Annotated in this window: 19 protein-coding genes (1 of these 19 cut by a window edge); 11 read left to right on the plus strand and 8 right to left on the minus strand. The window is 69.7% G+C overall.

Annotated elements, in window-relative coordinates:
* Positions 1–665: the 3' portion of a glutamate synthase subunit beta gene (locus AC1RU4_RS23785; RefSeq protein ID WP_492893896.1), read on the plus strand. 760 nt of this gene lie to the left of the window's left edge; the window shows 665 of its 1,425 coding nt (coding positions 761–1,425); its start codon lies beyond the left edge, outside the window; it ends in the stop codon at positions 663–665.
* Positions 666–731: 66 nt separating this feature from the next.
* On the opposite strand, the gene AC1RU4_RS23790 is transcribed toward AC1RU4_RS23785, so the two are convergent.
* Entirely contained in the window at positions 732–2,150 is a 1,419-nt protein-coding gene (locus AC1RU4_RS23790) for an SGNH/GDSL hydrolase family protein (RefSeq protein WP_492893898.1), read from the minus strand.
* Between the two features lie 79 nt (positions 2,151–2,229).
* On the minus strand, positions 2,230–3,585 hold the full coding sequence (locus AC1RU4_RS23795; protein ID WP_492893900.1) for a lytic murein transglycosylase: 1,356 nt from the start codon (positions 3,583–3,585) through the stop codon (positions 2,230–2,232).
* A 271-nt stretch (positions 3,586–3,856) separates the two neighbouring features.
* Here AC1RU4_RS23795 and galU point away from each other — a divergent pair, with 271 nt between their 5' ends.
* Positions 3,857–4,750 carry a UTP--glucose-1-phosphate uridylyltransferase GalU gene (galU, locus tag AC1RU4_RS23800; RefSeq protein ID WP_492893902.1) on the plus strand — a complete coding sequence of 298 codons (894 nt, stop codon included), beginning with the start codon at positions 3,857–3,859 and terminating at the stop codon, positions 4,748–4,750.
* 61 nt (positions 4,751–4,811) lie between these two features.
* On the opposite strand, the gene AC1RU4_RS23805 is transcribed toward galU, so the two are convergent.
* From AC1RU4_RS23805 to ubiG, 5 genes are all read right to left on the minus strand, one after another.
* A complete protein-coding gene (locus tag AC1RU4_RS23805; RefSeq protein WP_492893904.1) occupies positions 4,812–5,258 on the minus strand; it encodes an NfeD family protein in 447 nt (148 codons plus the stop codon).
* 4 nt (positions 5,259–5,262) lie between these two features.
* Positions 5,263–6,294, minus strand: coding sequence for an SPFH domain-containing protein (locus AC1RU4_RS23810; RefSeq protein WP_492894018.1), 1,032 nt, complete (start codon positions 6,292–6,294; stop codon positions 5,263–5,265).
* 261 nt (positions 6,295–6,555) lie between these two features.
* Positions 6,556–6,843, minus strand: coding sequence for a hypothetical protein (locus tag AC1RU4_RS23815; RefSeq protein WP_492893906.1), 288 nt, complete (start codon positions 6,841–6,843; stop codon positions 6,556–6,558).
* Between the two features lie 208 nt (positions 6,844–7,051).
* Entirely contained in the window at positions 7,052–9,670 is a 2,619-nt protein-coding gene (gene clpB / locus AC1RU4_RS23820) for an ATP-dependent chaperone ClpB (protein ID WP_492893908.1), read from the minus strand.
* 203 nt (positions 9,671–9,873) lie between these two features.
* Positions 9,874–10,617, minus strand: coding sequence for a bifunctional 2-polyprenyl-6-hydroxyphenol methylase/3-demethylubiquinol 3-O-methyltransferase UbiG (gene ubiG / locus AC1RU4_RS23825; RefSeq protein ID WP_492893910.1), 744 nt, complete (start codon positions 10,615–10,617; stop codon positions 9,874–9,876).
* A gap of 171 nt (positions 10,618–10,788) precedes the next feature.
* Between ubiG and AC1RU4_RS23830 the strand changes: the two genes are divergently transcribed.
* The 5 genes from AC1RU4_RS23830 (at position 10,789) to AC1RU4_RS23850 (ending at position 18,114) form a co-directional block, all read left to right on the plus strand.
* A complete protein-coding gene (locus AC1RU4_RS23830) occupies positions 10,789–12,042 on the plus strand; it encodes an aspartate kinase (protein WP_492893912.1) in 1,254 nt (417 codons plus the stop codon).
* Positions 12,043–12,140: 98 nt separating this feature from the next.
* Positions 12,141–14,408 carry a phosphoenolpyruvate--protein phosphotransferase gene (gene ptsP, locus AC1RU4_RS23835; RefSeq protein WP_492893914.1) on the plus strand — a complete coding sequence of 756 codons (2,268 nt, stop codon included), beginning with the start codon at positions 12,141–12,143 and terminating at the stop codon, positions 14,406–14,408.
* A complete protein-coding gene (gene prfA / locus AC1RU4_RS23840) occupies positions 14,405–15,505 on the plus strand; it encodes a peptide chain release factor 1 (protein ID WP_492893916.1) in 1,101 nt (366 codons plus the stop codon). Before ptsP ends, prfA begins: the two co-directional genes overlap by 4 nt.
* A gap of 4 nt (positions 15,506–15,509) precedes the next feature.
* Positions 15,510–16,382, plus strand: a complete 873-nt coding sequence (gene prmC, locus AC1RU4_RS23845) for a peptide chain release factor N(5)-glutamine methyltransferase (RefSeq protein WP_492893918.1) — start codon at positions 15,510–15,512, stop codon at positions 16,380–16,382.
* Positions 16,383–17,028: 646 nt separating this feature from the next.
* A complete protein-coding gene (locus AC1RU4_RS23850) occupies positions 17,029–18,114 on the plus strand; it encodes a DUF4167 domain-containing protein (protein ID WP_492893920.1) in 1,086 nt (361 codons plus the stop codon).
* Positions 18,115–18,567: 453 nt separating this feature from the next.
* On the opposite strand, the gene AC1RU4_RS23855 is transcribed toward AC1RU4_RS23850, so the two are convergent.
* Positions 18,568–19,398, minus strand: coding sequence for an MOSC domain-containing protein (locus tag AC1RU4_RS23855; protein WP_492893922.1), 831 nt, complete (start codon positions 19,396–19,398; stop codon positions 18,568–18,570).
* Between the two features lie 174 nt (positions 19,399–19,572).
* Between AC1RU4_RS23855 and thpR the strand changes: the two genes are divergently transcribed.
* The 4 genes from thpR (at position 19,573) to gloB (ending at position 22,192) form a co-directional block, all read left to right on the plus strand.
* A complete protein-coding gene (gene thpR, locus AC1RU4_RS23860; protein WP_492893924.1) occupies positions 19,573–20,106 on the plus strand; it encodes an RNA 2',3'-cyclic phosphodiesterase in 534 nt (177 codons plus the stop codon).
* A 109-nt stretch (positions 20,107–20,215) separates the two neighbouring features.
* On the plus strand, positions 20,216–20,602 hold the full coding sequence (locus AC1RU4_RS23865) for a YkvA family protein (RefSeq protein ID WP_492894020.1): 387 nt from the start codon (positions 20,216–20,218) through the stop codon (positions 20,600–20,602).
* A gap of 213 nt (positions 20,603–20,815) precedes the next feature.
* On the plus strand, positions 20,816–21,325 hold the full coding sequence (locus tag AC1RU4_RS23870; protein ID WP_492893926.1) for an invasion associated locus B family protein: 510 nt from the start codon (positions 20,816–20,818) through the stop codon (positions 21,323–21,325).
* Between the two features lie 93 nt (positions 21,326–21,418).
* Positions 21,419–22,192 carry a hydroxyacylglutathione hydrolase gene (gene gloB, locus AC1RU4_RS23875; protein WP_492893928.1) on the plus strand — a complete coding sequence of 258 codons (774 nt, stop codon included), beginning with the start codon at positions 21,419–21,421 and terminating at the stop codon, positions 22,190–22,192.
* Position 22,193 lies beyond the last annotated feature (1 nt).

Genomic DNA, 22,193 nt, shown 5'->3' on the forward strand with positions numbered 1-22,193 from the left:
AGGGCGTGCATTACGCCATGCCCTATCTGGTGCAGCAGAACCGCCGCCTCGGCCGCGAGGACGTGAGCGCCGAGAAGCCGATCCTCGCCGCCGGCAAGCATGTCGTCGTCATCGGCGGCGGCGACACCGCCTCCGACTGCGTCGGCACCGCCTTCCGCCAGGGTGCGCTCTCCGTCCACCAGCTCGACATCCGCCCGGTGCCGCCGCTGAAGGAAGACAAGCTGGCGATCTGGCCCTATTGGCCGACCAAGTTCCGCACCTCCTCCAGCCAGGCCGAGGGCGCCGAGCGCGAATTCGCCGCCGCCACCCTCGGCATGGAAGGCAAGAAGGGCCACGTCACATCGGTGAAGTGCGCGCGCGTCGACGCCCGGCGCCAGCCGATCCCCGGCACCGAATTCCTGATCAAGGCCGACCTCGTCTTCATCGCTCTCGGCTTCGTCCACCCGGTGCACGAGGGCATGCTGAGCCTGGACGGCCTCTCGCTCGACAAGCGCGGCAATGTCGCCGCCGACGACCAGGGCTACGCGACCTCGGTGCCGAAGCTGTTCGCCGCCGGCGACATGCGGCGCGGCCAGTCGCTCGTCGTGTGGGCGATCCGCGAGGGCCGGCAGGCGGCGCAGTCCATCGACACCTTCCTGATGGGCGCCTCGGTCCTTCCCCGCTGACGTTCCGCGCGCCCGCCTCCCGATGCGGCGGAGCGCCGCACGGCCGACGGCCGGACCTCCCCTGCTTCAGGGCGTGGCCGGCGGCGGCGCCGTGGCCTTGGTGGCGCTGCCGGCAGCCGGATCGGCGCCGGTGCCGCTGCCGGCGGAACGCTTCGGCGGCGTCCAGCTGAAATCGTCGGTGCGTCCGCTCACCGTCGGCAGCGGTTCGCCGCGCACCAGCAGCCTGGCGGCGTCATCGGCCGGGGCTTCGCCCTCGGCCGGCACCGGCGCTTGCGCCGGGACGGGGCCGGCGGCGCCCGCCAGCGTCCGCGCCCCGGTGCCGGCCGCGGCGCCCGCCCCGGTGAGCATGATGATCGAGGGCCGCGCCGCCGCCGGATCGCCGGCCGTCGGCAGCTCCAGGCGCTCCAGCAGCGGGCCGAGTTCGCGGTCGACGAAGAAGGCCAGCTTGCGCCCGCCGGCGCGGGTGAAGCCGATGCCGTTGGCGGTGCGCAGCCGCCGGCGCTGGCCGTCCACCGCCGGGCCGGACATCATGAACTGGCCGTTCTCGTCGACGAAGCCGTCCCAGACATCGACGAAGATCACCCCTGCCCGCTCGGCCCGCTCGCTCAGCAATTCGTTGAGGCGGGCATTGCGCTCGCTGGCATCGCCATCGTCCACCGGCGGCAGGCCGACCAGGATCACCGGGCGGCCCTGAAGCTTCAGGCCGAGCAGGAAATCGTCGACGCGCCGGCCGTAGATCGATCGCCAGCGCTCGTCGAACAGTTCCACCGGCCCACCCGGCTCCTGGATCGGGGCGAGGTCGGCGCTGCCGGCGAACACCACCACCGCGCTCGGTGCCTCGGAGGCGACCAGCGTGCGCCCGCCATTCACCCAGTCATAGGCGCCGCCCGGCGCGAAGCCGGAGCCCGCCTCGGCATGGCCGACCACCGCGATGTCCTTGCGGTCGGCGGCGAAGGCGTCAGCGAGGCCCTGCGCGAGCGAATCGGCATATTCGTCGCCAAGCACCAGGACGATGCCCTTGAGGTCGCTGCCCTCGTCGGCGCGGGCGGCGGCGGCGGTCGCGTGCACCGTGCCGCGCGGCTCCGCCGGGGCCTCGATCGCCGGGGTGCGGGCCACCGCCGGCGGCGGCGGGGCGACGTCGCGTGGACGGGCGGGAGCATAGCGCGGCGGCGGCTCGTCCGGCCCCCTGAACAGGTCGATGAGCGGCTGGAACGGGCTCCAGCTGCGCGGCTCGGGCGGCGGAGCGGCCTGGCGCGACGGCCCCGGCTGCTGGCGGCGCGGCTGCGAGGAGCGCTGTTGCGGCGGCGCCTGGCGCGTCGGCTGGCCGACATTGCCCGGCGGGCGGAACCAGTCGGCCTGCGCCAGCGCCGGTGCGTCGGGAATCGCGAGCAGCGCCAGCGCCAGCAGCGCGGCGAGCGCCAGCAGCGGCGCCCGCGCGTCGCTGACGCCCGATCTCACCCGCCGGCGGCGCCCGGTGCGTTCCATCCGATCCATGGCAGCAAGCGGTGAACGATTATGACGGCGGTTTCAAGTCCCGCGCCGGATCCGGCCGGACCCCGACCCCCTAGTCACGCAGCTTGTCGAGCACCTCGCCGGTGGCGAGCCCGTCCGGCAGCATGCCGACGCTGACCTGGAACTCGCGCACCGCGACGCGGGTCTTGTGCCCCATCGCGCCGTCCGGCGGGCCCGGATCGTAGCCGCGCCGGGCAAGGCGATGCTGCAGTTCCGAGCGCTCGGCGCGCGACAGCGCCCGCATGTCCTCCGGCCACGGCGTGACGAAGGGGCCGCCGCCGCGGATGCGGTCGGCCAGATGGCCGATGGCGAGCGCATAGGCGTCGGCCGGGTTGTAGGAGAGGATGGCCTTGAAATTGTCGGTCATCAGGAAGGCCGGGCCGTTGGCGCCGGCCGGCAGCAGCAGATAGGCCATGGCCTCGCCATTCGGATAGGCGTTCCTGCCGACGCGGGCGACGCCCATCGCCGCCCATTCGCGCAGCGGCTTGCGGATGCTCCTGTCGGCGAGCAGATAGTCGAAGCCGCGCGGCGCGACGACCTCGTAGCCCCAGCTCATGCCCGGCTTCCAGCCGCCGCGCCTCAGCTTGTTGGCGGTCGAGCTCATGGCGTCGGCGACCGAATCGACGACGTTGCGATGGCCGTCGCCGTCGAAATCCACCGCGTCGCGCTGGAAGGCGGTGGGCATGAACTGGGTGAGGCCGAAGGCGCCGGCCCAGGAGCCCTTCAGATGCGCCTCGGGAATGTCGCCACGGTCGACGATGCGCAGCGCGGCGACGAACTCGTCGCGGAAATAGGGCTGGCGACGGCCGATGCAGGCCAGCGTGCCGGTCGCCTGGATCACCGGATAGGAACCGCGGGCGCCGCCGTAATTGGTCTCGATGCCCCAGATCGCCGCCACCACATAGGGATCGACGCCATAGGCCCGCTCCACCGCCGCGAACACCGCGGCGTTCTCGGCCATGGCCTGCCGGCCCTTCTGGATGCGGGTCTCGGAGACCAGCATCTCGACATAGTCGCCGGGCGTGCGGGAGAATTCCGGCTGGGTCTCCAGCTTCTTCATGATCGACATGTCGGGCGTCAGCCCGGCGGTCAGGCGGCGGAACCCGGCGGCCGACACGCCGGCCTTGCGCGCCTGCGGCTCCAGCGCGGCGATGCAGCGGCCGAAATTGGCCTCGGCCGTCCGCAGCGCGGCCGGCTGCATGTCGGGATGGGAGGAGCCGGTCGGCGCCGGCGCCGCGCTGGCGACCGGAGGCGGGGCGGCGCGCGCCGCGGCCGGCGGGGGTGCTCCCGGCGCGACGGTGCCCGTCACGTCGTCGGAGAGCACGCAGCCGCCGAGGCCGAGCGCGAGGACGAAAGCGGCCAACGTGCCCGACGAATGATTGCCGCCCGATACCGACCCGATACGCATGAACAGAACCCTGATCCGTACTTCGGACGAATTAGGGGACTCTCATGTTTTACGTCGACTTAACGTCAGGGAGGTTTTTCCCGCTCCGAGGCCAAGAATGGTTTATGGATACCTCCATATCGCCGCCCGACCCGGCGATGCTGTGCGAAGAAGCGCGAGTGTCACATGAATTTTGTCATTGGCGCGCTTCACAAGTTAAGTTGAGTTTCACATCCACTCCGTAGATCGACTCCCATCGACCGGCCCTTTTCAAGAACGGACCCAGTTGCAGATGGCACCCCATATTCGTAAGGCGATCCTTCCCGTTGCCGGCCTCGGCACCCGCTTTCTGCCCGCCACCAAGGCGGTGCCTAAGGAAATGCTCACCGTCGTCGACCGCCCGGTCGTGCAGCATGTGGTGGACGAGGCACGCGCCGCCGGCATCGAGCACATCGTCTTCGTCACCGGCCGCAACAAAGGGGTGATCGAGGACCATTTCGACCGCCAGTACGAGCTGGAGGCCACGCTGTCCGAGCGCGGCAAGCACCAGCTGCTCGACACGCTGCGCGCCGAGACCCTGGGTCCGGGCAAGACCAGCTTCACCCGCCAGCAGCTCCCCCTCGGCCTCGGCCATGCGGTGTGGTGCGCCCGCGACATCATCGGCAACGAGCCCTTCGCGCTGCTGCTGCCGGACATGCTGCACAAGCCGCGCAACGGCAAGAGCTGCCTCGCCCAGATGGTGGACGCCTATCAGACGGCCGGCGGCGGCAACCACATCGCGGTCTACGAAGTGCCGATGGACCAGACCGACCAGTACGGCATCGTCGGCCTCGGCGAGAGCATCGCCGAGCGCGTGCACAAGATCGCCAAGATGGTCGAGAAGCCGAAGAAGGAAGTGGCGCCGTCCAACCTCGCCATTTCCGGGCGCTATATCCTGCAGCCGGAGATCTTCGACCTGCTCGCCACCCAGGAGCAAGGCGCCGGCGGCGAGATCCAGCTGACCGATTCCATGCTGAAGCTGGCCAAGAAGCAGGACTTCTACAGCGTCACCTTCGACGGCTCGATCTATGACTGCGGCTCGAAGCTCGGCTTCCTGATGGCCAACGTCGCCTATGCGCTGGCGCGGCCGGACATCGCCGAGACCTTCCGCCCCGAGCTCGACGCCCTGCTCGCCAGCAACGGCTGAGCGCCAAGCCCGAGCGGCCCGGACCCTCGGCGCTCGCCGACGGCCCGGGCCGCTCCTCGCCTCACGCGGGCTCGCGGCGCACCCGCAGCGTCGATCCCTCGACGCCGGTGACCGCCACCTGCGCGCCGGCCGGGCAGTCCTCGCCGACGATGCGCCACACGGTGTCGTCGACACGCACCCTGCCAACACCGCCGACGATCGGCTCGGCCAGCACGAAGCCGCGCCCGATCAGCGCCTCGGCGCGGCGGTTGAGGAATGGCCGGTCGCTGGCCTTGGCCGCCGCCGGCGCCAGCAGGCGACCCAGCACCACCGCCCCGAGCGCCAGCACGGCGAACAGCACGCATTGCAGCTGCCAGCCGATCTCCACCAGGGGAATGACGAGGCCGGTCGCCAGCGCGGCGAGGCCCAGCCAGATCAGATAGCTGCCCGGCGCGGCCAGTTCGCCGAGCAGCAGCAGGCCGGCGAGGATGAACCAGCCCCAGTCGCCCAGTATGGCGAGAAGGTTCATCGCCTCACTCCACCGGCCCGGCAGGCTCGCCGCCGCCCGCCGCCGGCCCGGTCGGACGCGCCCACACCGCCGAACGCGCCGCGGCATCGGGACCGGAAACGACCTGATGCCCGGAAACTCCTTGATGCCCGAAAGCCCCCTTGGCGATTTCGGCGATGCCGGCCAGCGAGCCGAGGATGGCGGTGGCCTCATAGGGCAGGATCATCATCTTCTGGTTCGGCGCGCTCGCCATGGCCTCCAGCGCCTTCACGTATTTCTCGGCGACATAATAGTTGAGCGCGCTCGGATCGCCGGAGGCGACGGCGGCGGACAGCATCTGCGTCGCCTTCGCGTCGGCCTCGGCAAGGCGCTCGCGGGCTTCGGCATCGCGGAACGCGGCTTCGCGGCGACCCTCGGCCTGCAGGATCTGGCCCTGCTTCTCGCCTTCGGCGCGCAGGATCTCCGACTGGCGATGGCCTTCGGCTTCCAGCACCATGGCGCGCTTCTCGCGCTCGGCCTTCATCTGGCGCGCCATCGCCGTCACCAGATCGGCCGGCGGCACGATGTCCTTGATCTCGATGCGGGTGATCTTCACGCCCCAGGGCGAGGCGGCGGCGTCCACCACCTTCAGCAGCCGCTCGTTGATCTCGTCGCGATGCGACAGCAGCTGGTCGAGGTCCATGGACCCCATCACCGTGCGGATATTGGTGGTGGTGAGGGCCAGGATGGCGGTGTCGAGCCGGGTCACCTCGTAGCTGGCGCGCGGCGCGTCGAACACCTGGAAGAACGCCACCCCGTCCACCGCCACCGTGGCGTTGTCGCGGGTGATGACCTCCTGGGTCGGAACGTCGAGCACCTGCTCCATGACGTTCACCTTGTGGCCGATGCGGTCGATGAACGGGACGATGATGTTGAGCCCCGGCGACAGCGTGCGGGTGTAGCGCCTGAAGCGCTCGACGGTGAACTGGTAACCCTGGGGGACCGTCTTCACGCCGGAGAAGATGGTGGCGATCACCAGCACGACCAGCACGACGACGAACAGGTTGAAGCCGATCAGCATGGGGCACTCCACCGGCGCCGGAGATCGGCGCGGGCGGAGTGTGGCGCGGGGGCGCAGCGGCGACAAGGCGGGACGTCCGCGGATGCGCTGGGTATCCCCCGGGCGGCACGGCGGCGCGCAGCGCCTCCCCTCGCCGGGGCGCTCGGTGCCTGCCGCCTGGCGTGAACTGCTAGAGCCAGCGCAGCGCCGCGGCATCGGAATCGTCGGGCTGGCTGTTGAAGGCCAGCCTTGAGCCCGGCGCCCGCTCGTGAAGCACGTTCATGAGCCGCTCGAACTTGCGGGCCAGGGACGGAAGGGTGCGCAAGCCGGCCCCGACGACGATGACGCGTAATGCGCGCCGGCAAGCGCTTCCGTCACCTGCCGCTCGACGGTCTCGGCGTCCCGCGTCAGGAGAAGCCCCGCCGAATGGCCGGCGGCCTCGAGACGCGCCATGGAGGCGTTCAGCCCGCCCATGATCGTGGCGGCCGACAGGCCCTTCGGCGCATCCGGCGCATCGAAGTCGATCTCGGCCGGGTCTTCGCCGATGATGAGGACGGACTTTCCCATGAAGGCGGCTCCTGCTTTCGCGTCCTGCACGCTCGCGGAGAGGCGGTCCGCGACATGGTCGGCGAGGGGCTACACGGCCGCGAAGCCGGAAGCCCCCTCGCCACACCCCTCCCCATCACGATCGGAAACATCCGATCGTGATGGCTCTGGAATTCGAACTCGGCAACAGCCGAGCTCGACGGGGAGAGGGAGCTTCAGTGCCCCATGCTCAGGCCGCCTCTTCCGCCGGCGCCGGACGGGTGTCGAACAGCAGTTCGCCCGCCCCGCGCTCGACCCGCACCACGTCGCCATCCTTCACCGTGCCGGCGAGGATGCGGCCGGCAAGCGGGTCCTGCAGCAGCTTCTGCATGACGCGCTTCAGCGGCCGGGCACCGTAGGCCGGGTCGTAGCCCTTCTCGGCGAGGAAGTCCCGCGCCTCGGGAGCGATCTCCAGGACGATCTTGCGATCCTCCAGCAGCTTCGAGATGCGCTTGGCCTGGATGTCGACGATGGCACCCATCTGCTCGCGCCGCAGCCGGTGGAACAGCACGATCTCGTCGACGCGGTTGAGGAATTCCGGCCGGAAGTGCGAGCGCACCACGTCCATCACCTCGTCGCGCACGCCTTCCGTGTCCTCGCCGTCCTTCTGGTTCACCAGATACTCGGAACCGAGATTCGAGGTCATGATGATCAGCGTGTTGCGGAAGTCGACCGTGCGGCCCTGCCCGTCGGTCAGGCGACCGTCGTCCAGCACCTGCAGCAGGATGTTGAACACGTCGGGATGCGCCTTCTCGATCTCGTCGAACAGCACCACCTGATAGGGCCGGCGCCGCACCGCCTCGGTGAGCGCACCGCCCTCCTCGTAGCCGACATAGCCGGGAGGCGCGCCGATGAGCCGGGCGACCGCGTGCTTCTCCATGTATTCCGACATGTCGATGCGCACGAGCGCGCCGTCGTCGTCGAACAGGAACGAGGCCAGCGCCTTGGTCAGCTCGGTCTTGCCGACGCCGGTCGGGCCGAGGAACATGAACGAGCCGATCGGCCGGTTCGGGTCCTGAAGCCCGGCACGGGCGCGGCGCACCGCGGTCGAGACGGCTTCCACCGCCTCCTTCTGGCCGATGACGCGCCGGGCCAGCTCCTCCTCCATGCGCAGGAGCTTGTCCTTCTCGCCTTCCAGCATCTTGTCGACCGGCACGCCGGTCCAGCGCGACACCACGCCGGCAATGTGATCGGGCGTCACCGCCTCCTCCATCATGGCGCCGGCCTCGACCTCGCCGGCGAGGTCCTTGGCCTCGAGGACGGCAAGCTTCTTCTCCAGCGCCGGAATGGTGCCGTAGGCGATCTCGCCGGCCTTCTGGTACTCGCCGTTGCGCTGGGCGATGGCGAGGTCGGCCCTGGCCTTCTCAAGGTCGCTCTTGATCTTCTGGGCGTCGCCGAGCTTCTCCTTCTCCGCCCGCCAGCGCGAGGTGAGCGAGGAGGACTGCTCCTCCAGATTGGCGAGCTCCTTCTCCAGCTTCTTCAGCCGGTCCTTGGAGCCGGCGTCGGTCTCCTTCTTCAGCGCCTCCTGCTCGATGCGCAGCCGCACGATCTCGCGATCGATGCTGTCGAGCTCCTCGGGCTTGCTGTCGACCTGCATGCGCAGGCGCGAGGCCGCCTCGTCGACGAGGTCGATCGCCTTGTCGGGCAGGAAACGGTCGGTGATGTAGCGGTTGGACAGCGTCGCCGCCGCCACCAGCGCCGAATCGGTGATGCGCACGCCGTGGTGCAGCTCGTACTTCTCCTTGATGCCGCGCAGGATGGAGACCGTGTCCTCCACCGTCGGCTCGGAGACGAAGACCGGCTGGAAGCGGCGGGCGAGCGCGGCGTCCTTCTCGACATGCTTGCGGTACTCGTCGAGCGTGGTGGCGCCGACACAATGCAGCTCGCCGCGGGCGAGCGCAGGCTTGAGCAGGTTCGAGGCGTCCATCGCCCCGTCCGCCTTGCCGGCGCCGACCAGCGTGTGCATCTCGTCGATGAACAGGATGATGCCGCCATCGGCCGAGGTCACCTCGGAGAGCACCGCCTTCAGCCGCTCCTCGAACTCGCCGCGATATTTCGCCCCCGCGATCAGCGAGCCCATGTCGAGCGCCAGCAGGCTCTTGTCCTTCAGGCTCTCCGGCACGTCGCCGTCGACGATGCGCAAAGCGAGTCCCTCGACGATGGCGGTCTTGCCGACGCCGGGCTCGCCGATGAGGACGGGATTGTTCTTGGTGCGGCGCGCCAGCACCTGGATGGTGCGGCGGATCTCCTCGTCGCGGCCGATCACCGGGTCGAGCTTGCCGTCCCGCGCCGCCTGGGTGAGGTCGCGGGCATATTTCTTCAGCGCGTCATAGGCGTTCTCGGCGGTGGCGCTGTCGGCCGTGCGGCCCTTGCGCAGCGCCTCGATGGCGGCGTTGATCTTCTGCGGGCTGGCCCCGGACTTGTTGAGGATCCTGCCGGCCTCGCTGTCCTTCTCCAGCGCCAGCGCGAGCAGCAGCCGCTCGACGGTGACATAGCCGTCGCCGGCCTTCTTGGCGGCCTTCTCGGCGGCATCGAACACCCTTGCGGTGGTCGGCGCGAGATAGACCTGGCCGGCGCCGGAGCCCTGCACCTTGGGTAATTTGCCCAGCGCCGCCTCGGTATCGGCGAGCACCGTGCGCGCGTCGCCGCCGGCGCGCTGGATCAGCCCGGCGCACAGCCCTTCCGGGTCGTCGAGCAGCACCTTGAGCAGGTGCTCGGGCGTGAACTGCTGGTGCCCCTCTCGCAGGGCAAGCGACTGGGCGGACTGGATGAAGCCGCGCGCGCGCTCGGTATAGATCTCGAAATTCATCGTCGAAATGCCTCCTGGCCCCCCGTCGCCTCCCCCAGGGAGCTCGGACGGTTCATGCGGGACGGCGGCGCCCGTATCCCGGCCGCCGCGACGGACCCCGTCAAGGCGATCCGTCCGTCCTCATGTAGTGTGGCATATCGGCAACGAAAGGGGCATTGCGCCGCACCCGGCAGCGAATTTTCAGCCGACGATGACGGCGCGGTTCAGGCCGGCCGCTCGGCGAGCATCATGTAGTTGACGCCGAGATCGGGCGAGCGGCGCCACTCGTCGGCGAAGGGGTTGAAGGTCACGCCCTCGCGGTCCACCACCGCGAGGCCGCCGGTCGACATCGCCGCCTCCAGCTCCTCGGGGGTGACGAAGCGCTTCCAGTCATGCGTGCCCCTGGGCAGCCAGCCGAGCACGTATTCGGCGCCGACGATGGCGAGGGCGAAGCTGCGGCCGGTGCGGTTCAGGGTCGCGGCGCACATCAGCCCGCCCGGCTTCACCATCGCCGCCGCGCTGTTCACGAACAGGCCGACATCGGCGACATGCTCGACCACCTCCATCGCCAGCACGACGTCGAATCGCTCGCCCGCCGCCGCCATCGCCTCGGCGGTGGTGGCGCGGTACTCGACCGGCGCGCCGCTCTCCTGCGCATGCAGCGAGGCGATGCGGACATTCCTCTCGGCCGGATCGATGCCGACCACGGTCGCGCCCATCCGCGCCAGCGGCTCGCACAGGAGCCCGCCGCCGCAGCCGATGTCGAGAAGACGAAGCCCCTCCAGCGGCCGGATGGCGCGCGGGTCGCGGCCGAAATGCGCGACGATCTTCTCGCGCAGCCAGGCGAGCCGCACCGGATTGAACTTGTGGAGAACCCGCATCTTGCCGCGCGGATTCCACCATTCGGCGGCCAGCGCGGCAAAGCGCTCCACTTCGCGGGGATCGACGGTGGTGGCGGTCTCGGTCATCGGCGGTCTCGCAAGAATTCCGGCATTTCCGGGAAGGATTCCAAGCTCGCGCCACGCTCGCCCACTCCCGTTGCGGGCAAGGCGCGACGTGGATATGTATACGCGCCTTTTCGACCGGGGGATGCCCTTCCCCCGATCCGAACACAAGAACAAAGCGGTACGGTTTCCTCCATGGCACGTCTGGTGATGAAGTTCGGCGGCACGTCCGTCGCGAACGTGGAGCGCATCAGGAACGTCGCGCGCCACGTCAAACGCGAGATCGACGCCGGCCACGAGGTCGCCGTCGTGGTGTCCGCCATGTCCGGCAAGACCAACGAACTGGTCGGCTGGTGCCGCGAGACCGCCGTGCTGTACGATTCGCGCGAATATGACGCCATCGTCGCCTCCGGCGAGCAGGTGACGTCGGGCCTGCTCGCCATCGCCCTGCAGGAAATGGGCATGCCGGCCCGCTCCTGGCAGGGCTGGCAGCTGCCGATCTCCACCGACGACGCCCACGGCTCGGCGCGCATCCTCTCGGTGAACGGCGACGAGATCGTCCGCCGCTTCGGCGAGAATCGCGAAGTGGCTGTCATCGCCGGCTTCCAGGGCATGCACGAGCCGTCGGGACGCCTCACCACGCTCGGGCGCGGCGGTTCGGACACCAGCGCGGTGGCGGTCGCCGCCGCCATCAAGGCCGACCGCTGCGACATCTATACCGATGTCGACGGCGTCTATACAACCGACCCGCGAATCGTCCCCAAGGCCAAGCGCCTCGACAAGGTGGCGTTCGAGGAGATGCTGGAAATGGCGTCCTTGGGCGCCAAGGTGCTGCAGGTGCGCTCGGTGGAGCTCGCCATGGTACACAAGGTGCGCACCTTCGTGCGCTCCAGCTTCACCGACCCGGACGCACCGGAACTCAAGACCGCCGGCGATCCGCCGGGCACCCTGATCTGCGACGAGGAGGAAATCGTGGAGAGTGAAGTCGTTACCGGCATCGCCTTCGCGCGCGACGAGGCCCAGGTGAGCATCCGCCGCGTGCCGGACAAGCCGGGCATCGCCGCCAACGTCTTCGTGCCGCTGGCCGAAGCCAACATCAATGTCGACATGATCGTGCAGAACATCTCGGCGGAAGGTCACACCGACATCACCTTCACGGTGCCGACCGCCGATTTCGAGCGCGCCCAGGCGGCGCTGGCCGTCGTCAAGTCCGCTATCGGCTTCGAGACCATCGAGGGCGCCACCGACGTGGTGAAGATCTCCATCATCGGCATCGGCATGCGCTCGCATGCCGGCGTCGCGGCCCGCGCCTTCAAGGCGCTGTCCGAACGCGGCATCAACATCCGCGCCATCTCGACCTCCGAGATCAAGATCTCGGTGCTGATCGATGCGGCCTATACCGAACTTGCCGTGCGGACGCTGCATTCGGTATACGGGCTGGACGCCTGACGGCGTCATACGGCGGCGCGGCCGGTGCCGCGCCGAATCATCGACATATCCGGGACTCGGGTAGCTCCGAGACGTGGCCCGGAAGTCAGGGACGGCCGATGCGTAGCGCACTCGGCGGTCCGCGCGTGCTGCTTCGTCGTCTTCGCGAAGTCATGGCGGAGCCGGTCAGCGCGCAGGACCGCCTCGACAAGATCGTCGTGCTGATCGCGGCCAACATGGTGGCCGAGGTCTGCTCGGTCTATGTGCTGCGCGTCGACGGCACGCTGGAACTCTATGCCACCGAGGGCCTCAACCGCAGCGCCGTCCACCTGACGGTGATGCGCATCGACGAGGGCCTCGTCGGCACGGTGGCGCGCGAGGCCGAGCCGATCAGCCTGTCCAATGCGCAGGCGCACCCCGCCTTCTCCTACCGGCCGGAGACGGGCGAGGAGATCTACCATTCCTTCCTCGGCGTGCCGATCCTGCGGGCCGGCAACACGCTCGGCGTGCTGGTGGTGCAGAACCGCGCCCACCGCTCCTATACCGAGGAGGAGATCGAGGCGCTGCAGACCACCGCCATGGTGCTGGCCGAGATCATCGCCTCCGGCGAGCTCACCGCCATGGCGCAGCCCGGCGCCGAGCCCGCCGCCCGCCGCCCGCTGCACCTCACCGGCATGGCGCTGTCCGACGGCATCGGCCTCGGCCATGTGGTGCTGCACGAGCCGCGCATCGAGGTGACCAAGGTCATCGCCGACGACGTGCAGAGCGAGCTCGACCGCCTCGACCATGCCGTCGAGACGCTGCGCGCCTCGATCGACATCATGCTGGAGGACGAGGGCGTCGCCCGCGTCGGCGAGCACCGCGACATCCTCGAAGCCTACCGGATGTTCGCCCACGACCGCGGCTGGATCAACCGCATGCGCGAGGCGGTGATGACCGGCCTCACCGCCGAGGGCGCGGTCGAGCGCGTGCAGTCGGACACCCGCGCCCGCATGCTGCGCATGACCGACCCCTATCTGCGCGAGCGGATGCACGATCTCGACGATCTCGCCAACCGGCTGCTGCGCCAGCTCACCGGCCGCTCCGGCGGGCCGGAGAAGATGGTGCTGCCGGACAACGCGATCATCGTCGCCCGCAACATGAGCCCGGCGGCGCTGCTCGACTATGACCGCACCCGCATCCGCGGCCTGGTGCTGGAGGAAGGCGCGGCGACCAGCCACCTCACCATCGTCGCCCGCGCGCTGAACATCGCCGCCGTCGGCCATATCGAGAACATCGTCGGGTTGGTGGATTCCGGCGACGCGATCATCGTCGACGGGGTGAGCGGCGAGGTGCATGTGCGCCCGCCCGCCGATGTCGAGGGCGTCTATGTCGAGAAGGTACGTTTCCGCGCCAAGCGGCTGGAACAATATGCGGCGCTGCGCGACATCCCGACCGTCACCCGCGACGGCACGCCCATCGACCTGCACCTGAATGCCGGCCTGCTGGTCGACCTGCCGCATATCGACGAGACCGGCGCGTCCGGCATCGGCCTGTTCCGCACCGAACTGCAGTTCATGATCGCCTCCGCCTTCCCGCGCACCAACGAGCAGCTGAAGCTGTATCGCTCGGTGCTGGATGCCGCCGGCGACCGCCCGGTGGTGTTCCGCACCCTCGATATCGGCGGCGACAAGGTGCTGCCCTACATGCGGGCGATCGAGGAGGAGAACCCGGCGCTCGGCTGGCGCGCCATCCGCCTCGGCCTCGACCGGCCGGGCCTCTTGCGCAGCCAGATCCGCGCGCTGCTGAAGGCCGCCAACGGGCGTGAGCTCAGGCTCATCTTCCCGATGGTCTCGGCGGTGGAGGAGTTCGACAAGGCCCGCCATATCGTCGAGCGCGAGCTCACCCATCTGCGCCGCCACGGCCACGGCCTGCCGGAGCGGGTGCTGGTGGGGGTGATGCTGGAAGTGCCGGCGCTGCTGTTCCAGCTCGACGCGCTGTTCTCCCGCATCGATTTCGCCTCGGTGGGCTCCAACGACCTCGTGCAGTTCCTGTTCGCCGCCGACCGCGGCAATCCGCGCGTCGCCGACCGCTTCGACCCGCTCTCGCCGGCGGCGCTCATCGCGCTGAAGACCGTCGCCGATGCCGCCGCCCGGCACGGCAAGTCGGTGACGCTGTGCGGCGAGCTCGCCTCGCGGCCGCTGGAGGCGCTGGCGCTCGCCGCCATCGGCTATCGCAAGCTCTCGCTCTCCCCGGCCGCCTACGGCCCGGTAAAGGCGATGCTGCTCGACCTCGACCTCGCCGCCGCCGCCGCCATGGTCGAGCCGCTGCTGACCAGCGAGACCTATATTCCCACCCTGCGGCCGCACCTGAAGGCGTTCGCCGAAAAGACCGGCCTGCCGCTGTGACCACCGCCCTCCCCGATGCCCGCCTCGACCAGCTGCTGGCCCGTCATGCCGAGATCGAACATGCGCTCTCCGGCACCCCGGACGCCGAGGCCTATGTGCGGCTGTCGCGCGAATTCTCCGATCTCTCGCCGCTGATCGATCGGGTGAAGGCGCTGCGCGCCGTCGAGCGCGAACTGGCGCAGACCCGCGCCCTGCTCGCCGACCCGGCGACCGACCGCGAGATGGCGGCGCTGGCCGAGGAGGAGGCCACTGCGCTGGAGGAGCAGATCGAGGGGCTCGCCCGCGAGGTGCGGCTCGCCCTGCTGCCCAAGGACGCGATGGACGAGCGCGGCGTCATCCTCGAAGTGCGCGCCGGCACCGGCGGCGACGAGGCGGCGCTGTTCGCCGGCGACCTGTTCCGCATGTATGAGCGCTTCGCCGGCCTCAACGGCTGGTCGGTGGAGGTGCTATCGCTGAACGAGGGCGCCGCCGGCGGCTACAAGGAAATCGTCGCCGCCCTGCACGGGCGCGGCGCCTATGCCAAGCTGAAATTCGAATCCGGCGTGCATCGCGTGCAGCGGGTGCCGGAAACCGAGGGCTCGGGCCGCATCCACACCTCGGCGGCCACCGTGGCGGTGCTGCCGGAGGTCGAGGAGGTCGACATCGCCATCGACGAGGGCGACCTGCGCATCGACGTGTTCCGCGCCTCCGGCGCCGGCGGCCAGCACGTCAACAAGACCGAAAGCGCGGTGCGAATCACCCATATGCCGACCGGCGTGGTGGTGGCGGTGCAGGACGAGCGCTCGCAGCACAAGAACAAGGCCCGCGCCATGGCCATGCTGCGCGCCCGGCTCTACGAGGCCGAGCGCGAGAAGCGCGACAGCGCCCGCGCCGCCGACCGCAAGCTGCAGGTCGGCTCGGGCGACCGCTCCGAGCGCATCCGCACCTACAACTTCCCGCAGGCGCGGGTGACCGACCACCGGATCGGCCTCACCCTGCACAAGCTGCCGGAAATCCTTGCCGGCGACGGCCTCGGCGAGCTGGTCGAGGCGCTGGTCACCGAACACCAGGCGGCGCTGCTGGCCGAGGCCGAATCGGCCGGCTGGGGCCCGAACTGAGGCCGTGGCGGAAACCCGCGCCGATTCCCCCACCCGCGCCGCGCTGATCGGCGAGATCGCCGCCGTGCTGGCCGCCGCCGGCATCGACGCGCCGGCACGCGAGGCGCGGCTCCTGCTGCGCCAGGCGCTCGGCCTCGCCGATATCGACCTGATCGCCCGCGCCGATGCCGCGGTCGAGCCGCAGGCGGCCGGTCATCTGCGCGGCCTCGCCCGCCGCCGCGCCGCCGGCGAGCCGCTGGCCCGCCTCACCGGACGGCGGGAATTCTGGAGCCTCGACCTCGCGCTCGCCCCGGAAACGCTGGTGCCGCGCCCGGAAACCGAGACGCTGGTGGACGCCGCGCTCGCAGCCTTCCCCGACCGCGCGGCGCCGCTGCGCATGCTCGACCTCGGCACCGGCAGCGGCGCCCTCCTCGCCGCCCTGCTCACCGAGCGGCCCAACGCCTTCGGCATCGGCGTCGACCGCTCGGAGGGCGCGGCGCGGCAGGCGCGGGCCAATCTCGATGCGCTCGGCCTCGGCGGACGCGCGGCCCTGGTGGTGGGCGACTGGGCGCAGGCGCTCGCCGGGCGCTTCGACCTCGTGGTCTCCAACCCGCCCTATATCGAGAGCGCCGCCATCGCCGCGCTGGATGTCGAGGTGCGCGCCCACGACCCCCGCCTCGCTCTCGACGGCGGCGCCGACGGGCTCGATGCCTATCGCGCCATCGCCTGCGCGCTGCCTGCCCTATTGTTGCCCGGCGGCCGTGGCATTCTCGAATTGGGAGCGGGACAGGAAGCGGGCGTGGCGCAGCTGATCGAATCGGCGGGGCTTTCCGTCGACGGGCCGGCACGGACCGACCTCGCCGGCATCGCCCGCGCCCTTGTGACCACACCGGCATGATATTGCGGGATTTGCAGCAAAAAAGGGCTTGGAACCGATTATCGAACCGATTAGTGTCCGACGTAGGAATCGACCTGAGACATCATTGACCGTCAGGCAAGTGGATTCGAAACGGTTCGCGCGGCTGTATCGACCCCCTGATCGGAAGCCCTCCCGCAAGGGAGGCCGGTGTCATCTAGGATAGGATTGCTTCAACGGTTTGGTCGCTTATCCGTAGGCGACGAAACATGAAGCTGGCGGTGGCGCTTCGTGCGTGCCGGCAGGGTGGGATCGTCATGGCATCGGCCGATCTTTGGCCGAAGACCGACGGGCAGCGTGGGCGAATGCGCATGCTGTACGCTTCATCGGACATGATCTGCGGCGGCATGTTCCGCCAGGTGAGCGTTCCGCAAGGACGTGTCGCCAGCGGACCATGCGGCGGAGCGGCGACCGGCCCGGCGCCGAGCGTACCGGAATTTGCCCGGTCGAGACTGTTTTTCCGAAGACTGCGCCCGATACCGACGATTGACGCGAACGAAGACCATACGGACCCAGAAGGCGATTTGACCCGCCCGCACTCTCCCGCAAACGGCGCTTCGGCCCCGCACGGGTGGCGTGCCGGCCTCAGAGACCAGACTCAATGCGAACTAATAACCAGCAGAAGCGTATGCGTGGCCGCAACAATAATAACAACAACAACAACCGGCGCGGCCAGAACCCGCTGACCCGCGTCTACGAGTCCAACGGACCCGACGTGAAGGTGCGCGGCACCGCGCAGACCATCGCCGAAAAATACATGCAGCTGGCGCGCGATGCGCAGGCGTCCAGCGATCCGGTCGCAGCGGAGAACTATCTCCAGCACGCCGAGCATTATTACCGCATCATCGCCGCCGTGCAGGCGCAGTTCGGCGTGCAGGGCGCGCCCTTCCAGCGCCCGGACGAGGACGAGGAAGAGTTCGACTTCGAGGATACCGGCGGCGACGCGCAGCCGAACTTCCAGATGCAGCCGCCGCGCGAGGCGCCGCAGCAGCGCGACGAAGCTCCCCGCGACGGCAACCGGGACAATTATCGCGACCGCGACAACTACAATCGCCGCGACAACCGCGACCGCAACCAGGATCGGAACCAGGATCGCGATCGCAGCCAGGATCGCAATCAGGACCGGAACCAGGATCGCCAGACCCCACGCAACGAGCGTGGCCCGCGCGAGGACCGTGTCCAGGGCTCCGACAATCGCTCCGACAATCGTTCCGACCAGCCGCGCGAGAACCGCTGGCAGCGCGGCGAGCGCCCCTATCGCGAGCGCGACAATAATTATCGCGACCCGGCCCAGCAGCCGCAGCCGACCCTCGGCCCGGATGTCGAGGCCGAGATCGGCCTGCCGGCCTTCATCACCCAGAGCACCAGCCCGCCGGTTGCGGTGACGCAGGTGCAGCCGGCTCCCGCGCAGCCGGCGCCCGAGCCGGTGGCGGCAACTCCCGCTCCGGTGGCTCCCGTTCCGGCGGCTTCTGTGCCGGCGGCTCCTGTGCCGGCTGCCCCGCCGGCGCCCGTCGCGGTGCAGCCCGAGCCGCAGCCGGAACCCGTCGTCGCCGCCGCCGCTGCGCCGGCCGAGCCAGCCGCCGCGGAGCCGGCGCCTGCCGCGGATGCGGCGGCGGAGGAGCCCAAGCCGCGCACCCGTCGCCGGCGCTACCGCCGCGCCGCCGATGCCGAAGGCGGCGAGACCCCGGCCGAACCGGCCGAAGCCGGCGAGTGAGCCGGCCGCCCTGGCCGTCAATCGATCGTAACTGACCATTCGTTGCAGCCCGGCCCTGTGCCGGGCTGTCGCGTTTCAGCAAGCGATCGCCAGGAAAATACCGAAAGCGGCGCCAGGCGCCCAGGCCCGCACCGGCGAAGCTTGCATCCGCGAAGCCCGTGCCTCGCCCAAAGAGCGGTCACCGCCCGGCCCGGCCATGCGGGGTCACGATGCGCCGCGTGCAAGGCGCCGCTCCAGTGCCCGGCCGGAGAGCGTTGCCGGCAAAATTCGGATGGGCCGGAAGGGTCGCGCCCGGCGGGCGCTGGACCGGGATATCGGGGAATGGGACGGTTTGAAACGCGCGCCTGCCGCCCCGGTGGCGGCAAGGCGCGCCGTCAGCTCCCCGCGCCGTCAGCCCGGCCGCGTCAGAGCCACATCACTGCCAGGCGCCCGTTGCCCGCGCACCAGCGAGGCCTAGAGCTGCAGGCATACCGCGTCGCCCTCGGCGATCAGGCCGCCTTCCACCACCTCGGCGAAGATGCCGCAATGGCTGTGGCCGAGCCGGCGCATCAGCGTGCCGGGAATGTCGAGGTCGCGCGCAGCGGTGGCCGGATCGACATTGGTGGCGGCACAGCGCACGATGCTCTCGGTGACCTTCAGCCGTACATGGTTGCCGATCTCGATCGTGTGGCCGACGAGATCGAACTCCTCCCACGGCTCCATGCCTTCGAGATAGAGATTGGCGCGGAAGCGCAGCGGGTCGACCGGCTTGCCGGTCATCTCCTCCAGCGCCCGGCAGCTGGCGAGGTTGATCAGCGACACATAGCCTTCGGTGGTATCGACGAAGCGGAAGCCCGCCGGCGCCGCCAGCAGCCTCGGCGCGCCGCGCAGCTCGTAGCGGGCATAGCGCAGGAAGAACAGCTCGATCGCCGCCCGCCCGGCCTCGGTCGACAGGTCGCCGCGCGCCACCTCCTCGCCCTCGTGGCGGATCACCAGCGTGGTGGCGGCGTCTTCATAGCGCGCATCGAGAGCGGCGAGCCGCTCGTTGCGCATCAGCATCAGGAACTTGATCTTCGGCTGGAAGGCCGGCTCCTCGGGCACGAAGCCGGACGGGCCGTTCTCGATCGCGTAGAGCCGGTCGCCGGGGAAATAGCTGCCGGCGACGAGATCCACCACCTCCATCCGCTCGGGCGTCAGACCCTTGACCGGATAGCGGTACAGCGAGGCGACGGAGGCGAAGGCGATCGGCCCCGCCGGCAGGTCGGCGGGCACGATGATTTCGGCGTCTTCGGGCGATTCGGTCATGGTCCCTCACCATACAGGCTTCGCAAAATCCCGTCAGCTTCGGCAACGCTCCGTCCGGTGCGATGCCGGCTGCCGCGCACGCCGCCGCGGCTGCCGCAAATTTCGGCTTTTCCTCGCGCGCCGAATCCGTATCAAATCGGGACATCGATCACGAGGCTATCAGGGAGGCCGGCCATGCCGCGGCTCTTCACCGCCCTCGAAATCCCGGCCGATGTCGCCGGCTCGCTGTCCATGCTGCGCGGAGGACTGCCCGGCGCGCGCTGGATCGATCCCGAATTCTACCATGTGACGCTGCGCTTCATCGGCGATGTCGACCACGCCATGGCCCGCGACGCCGCCGCCGCGCTCGACGAGGTGGACCGCTTCGGCTTCGATCTCACGCTCGACGGCGTCGACCAATTCGGCAACAACAAGCCGCGCGCCATCTTCGCCGCGGTGAAGGCCAACAACGCGCTCACCGAGCTGCAGGCCGAGCACGAGCGGCTGATGAAGCGCATCGGCCTGCCGCCGGAGGGGCGCAATTTCCGCCCGCACGTCACCCTCGCCCGGCTGCGCGACGCCGCGCCGCGGCAGGTGGCCGACTATCTCGCCTTGCGCGGCTATTTCCGCAGCCCCACCTTCGAGGTGTCGCGCTTCGTGCTGTATTCCTCGCGCGATTCGGTCGGCGGCGGCCCCTATCGGGTGGAGGCGGCCTATCCCTTGATGTAGCCGGTGCGACCGGCCGGTTCTTGCGAAAGCGCAGGGACGGGGCCATCTGATGCGCATGACCAACGAGGTTGCGATGGCCGCTGACACCGCCGACCGCTTTTCCCATGACATGTTCGGGCACGACGAAAACGACCGCGAGGATGCCCGCGAGCACGGCGATGACGGACAGCCGGCGCGCGACGAAGCGAAGGTTCGCGCCGGCTTCTGGCGCAAGCTCGCCGGCGTCGCCACCCGCGTTCCCTTCGCCACCGATGCCGCCGCCGCCTATTATTGCGCGCTCGACCGCAGCACGCCGATGAAGGTGCGGGCGCTGCTGTTCGGCTCGCTGGCCTATTTCCTGCTGCCCTCCGACGCGGTGCCGGACATTCTGCCGGCGCTCGGCTTCACCGACGACGCCGCCGTGCTCGCAACCGCGCTCAACCTGCTCGCCGCCCACATCACCCCGATCCACCGCGACGCCGCCCGGCGGGCGCTCGAGCGACTCACCGGTGTTTGAACGCTTTCCACGGCTTTCGCTTTCCGCGGTAACGCTTCGTTCACCTTCTCCACAAAATCACCGGAAGATGAACCCAATTGTCCGGCAAAGCGGCCACATGAGGGGCCGAAGGGTTCACAGCCGTCCGAGGGGCAGATATCCCTTTAGCGGTCTGAACGCAGCATTGAGCGAAGCCGCGAAAGCGGCGGAAGCATAACACTGGAGCTATCGACGATGGCACGACGCATGGCGCGCGCGGCACTCGCCGGCCTGGCACTGGCACTTCTCGGAGCGGCGGGCGCGCAGGCGGCACCCAAGCTCGTCGGCCAGTTCGGCGACTGGGGCGTCTACATGGACGACAGCGGCGGCAAGATCTGCTACGCGCTCGCCCAGCCGAAGACCCGCATGCCGGCCGGGCTGAACCGCGATCCCGCCTATTTCTTCATCAGCACCCGCAATGCGGAAAACGTGAAGAACGAGATCAGCGTCGTGATGGGCTTCCCGCTCAAGGAGGGCTCGGACGCCACCCTCACCATCGGCCCGACCTCCTTCGATCTCTACACGCGCGGTTCCGGCGCCTGGGTGCGCAACGTCGCCGAGGAGACCCGCCTGCTCGACGCGATGCGCCGCGGCAAGGACGTCGTCGTGAAGAGCTCGTCGCTGCGCGGCAACGTCACCACCGACACCTATTCGCTGAGCGGCATCTCGGCGGCGGTGGATCGCGCCGCGCAGGAATGCCGTTGAGCCAATGCCGCCGGGCCGGCGCGCATCGCCCCGCGGTGCCGTCGGCCTAGCCTTCGCCCCCCTCATCCGAGGACGCCGATTCCGAGGACGCCAATGCCGGTCGAGCTTCGCCTGATCCCCTGCCTCGCCGACAATTATGCCGTGCTGCTGCGCGATCCGGTAACCGAGGCGACCGCGGTCGTCGACGCGCCGGAGGTGGCGCCGATCCTGGCCGCGCTGGAGCGCGAGGACTGGACGCTCACCCATATCCTCGTCACCCATCACCACACCGACCATATTGCCGGGGTGGAGGCGCTGAAGGCGCGCTACGGGGCGACGGTGATCGGCCCGAAGGCCGAGCGGGACACCATTCCCGGCCTCGACTTCGCGGTGGTGGACGGCGACCCGGTGGCGGTCGGCAGCCTGGTCGGGCGGGTGCTGGAAACGCCCGGCCATACCAAGGGACATATCGTCTTCCTGTTCGAGGGCGAGCACCTGCTGTTCAGCGGCGACACGCTGTTCGCCATGGGATGCGGGCGCCCCTTCGAGTGCGACCCGCCGGTGCTGTGGGAATCGCTGCTGCGCCTCCGGGTGCTGCCGGACGACATTTCGGTCTATTGCGGGCATGAATATACCGTGTCGAACGGCCGCTTCGCCGTGCATGTCGACCCGGAAAACCAGGCCTCGCGCGCCCGGCTCGCCGAGGCCGAGGCCCTGCGTGCCGACGGCAAGCCGACCATCCCGACCACCATCGGCGCGGAGAAGGCGAGCAATCCCTTCCTGCGCGCCGACGATCCCGAACTGGCCGCGAAGCTCGGCCTGCCGGGCGCCGAGCCGGCGGCGGTGTTCACCGAGCTGCGCGAGCTGAAGAGCCGCTTCAGGGGCTGAG

It is taken from the genome of Ancylobacter sp. GW821-FHT10E12 (assembly GCF_058809335.1).

Bases quoted from the DNA above. Each gene is read 5' to 3' on its own strand.
- AC1RU4_RS23790 (WP_492893898.1), bottom strand. From the start codon at position 2,150: ATGGAACGCACCGGGCGCCGCCGGCGGGTGAGATCGGGCGTCAGCGAC.
- AC1RU4_RS23795 (WP_492893900.1), bottom strand. From the start codon at position 3,585: ATGCGTATCGGGTCGGTATCGGGCGGCAATCATTCGTCGGGCACGTTG.
- galU (WP_492893902.1), top strand. From the start codon at position 3,857: ATGGCACCCCATATTCGTAAGGCGATCCTTCCCGTTGCCGGCCTCGGC.
- AC1RU4_RS23805 (WP_492893904.1), bottom strand. From the start codon at position 5,258: ATGAACCTTCTCGCCATACTGGGCGACTGGGGCTGGTTCATCCTCGCC.
- AC1RU4_RS23815 (WP_492893906.1), bottom strand. From the start codon at position 6,843: ATGGGAAAGTCCGTCCTCATCATCGGCGAAGACCCGGCCGAGATCGAC.
- clpB (WP_492893908.1), bottom strand. From the start codon at position 9,670: ATGAATTTCGAGATCTATACCGAGCGCGCGCGCGGCTTCATCCAGTCC.
- ubiG (WP_492893910.1), bottom strand. From the start codon at position 10,617: ATGACCGAGACCGCCACCACCGTCGATCCCCGCGAAGTGGAGCGCTTT.
- AC1RU4_RS23830 (WP_492893912.1), top strand. From the start codon at position 10,789: ATGGCACGTCTGGTGATGAAGTTCGGCGGCACGTCCGTCGCGAACGTG.
- ptsP (WP_492893914.1), top strand. From the start codon at position 12,141: ATGCGTAGCGCACTCGGCGGTCCGCGCGTGCTGCTTCGTCGTCTTCGC.
- AC1RU4_RS23850 (WP_492893920.1), top strand. From the start codon at position 17,029: ATGCGTGGCCGCAACAATAATAACAACAACAACAACCGGCGCGGCCAG.
- AC1RU4_RS23855 (WP_492893922.1), bottom strand. From the start codon at position 19,398: ATGACCGAATCGCCCGAAGACGCCGAAATCATCGTGCCCGCCGACCTG.
- thpR (WP_492893924.1), top strand. From the start codon at position 19,573: ATGCCGCGGCTCTTCACCGCCCTCGAAATCCCGGCCGATGTCGCCGGC.
- AC1RU4_RS23865 (WP_492894020.1), top strand. From the start codon at position 20,216: ATGTTCGGGCACGACGAAAACGACCGCGAGGATGCCCGCGAGCACGGC.
- AC1RU4_RS23870 (WP_492893926.1), top strand. From the start codon at position 20,816: ATGGCACGACGCATGGCGCGCGCGGCACTCGCCGGCCTGGCACTGGCA.
- gloB (WP_492893928.1), top strand. From the start codon at position 21,419: ATGCCGGTCGAGCTTCGCCTGATCCCCTGCCTCGCCGACAATTATGCC.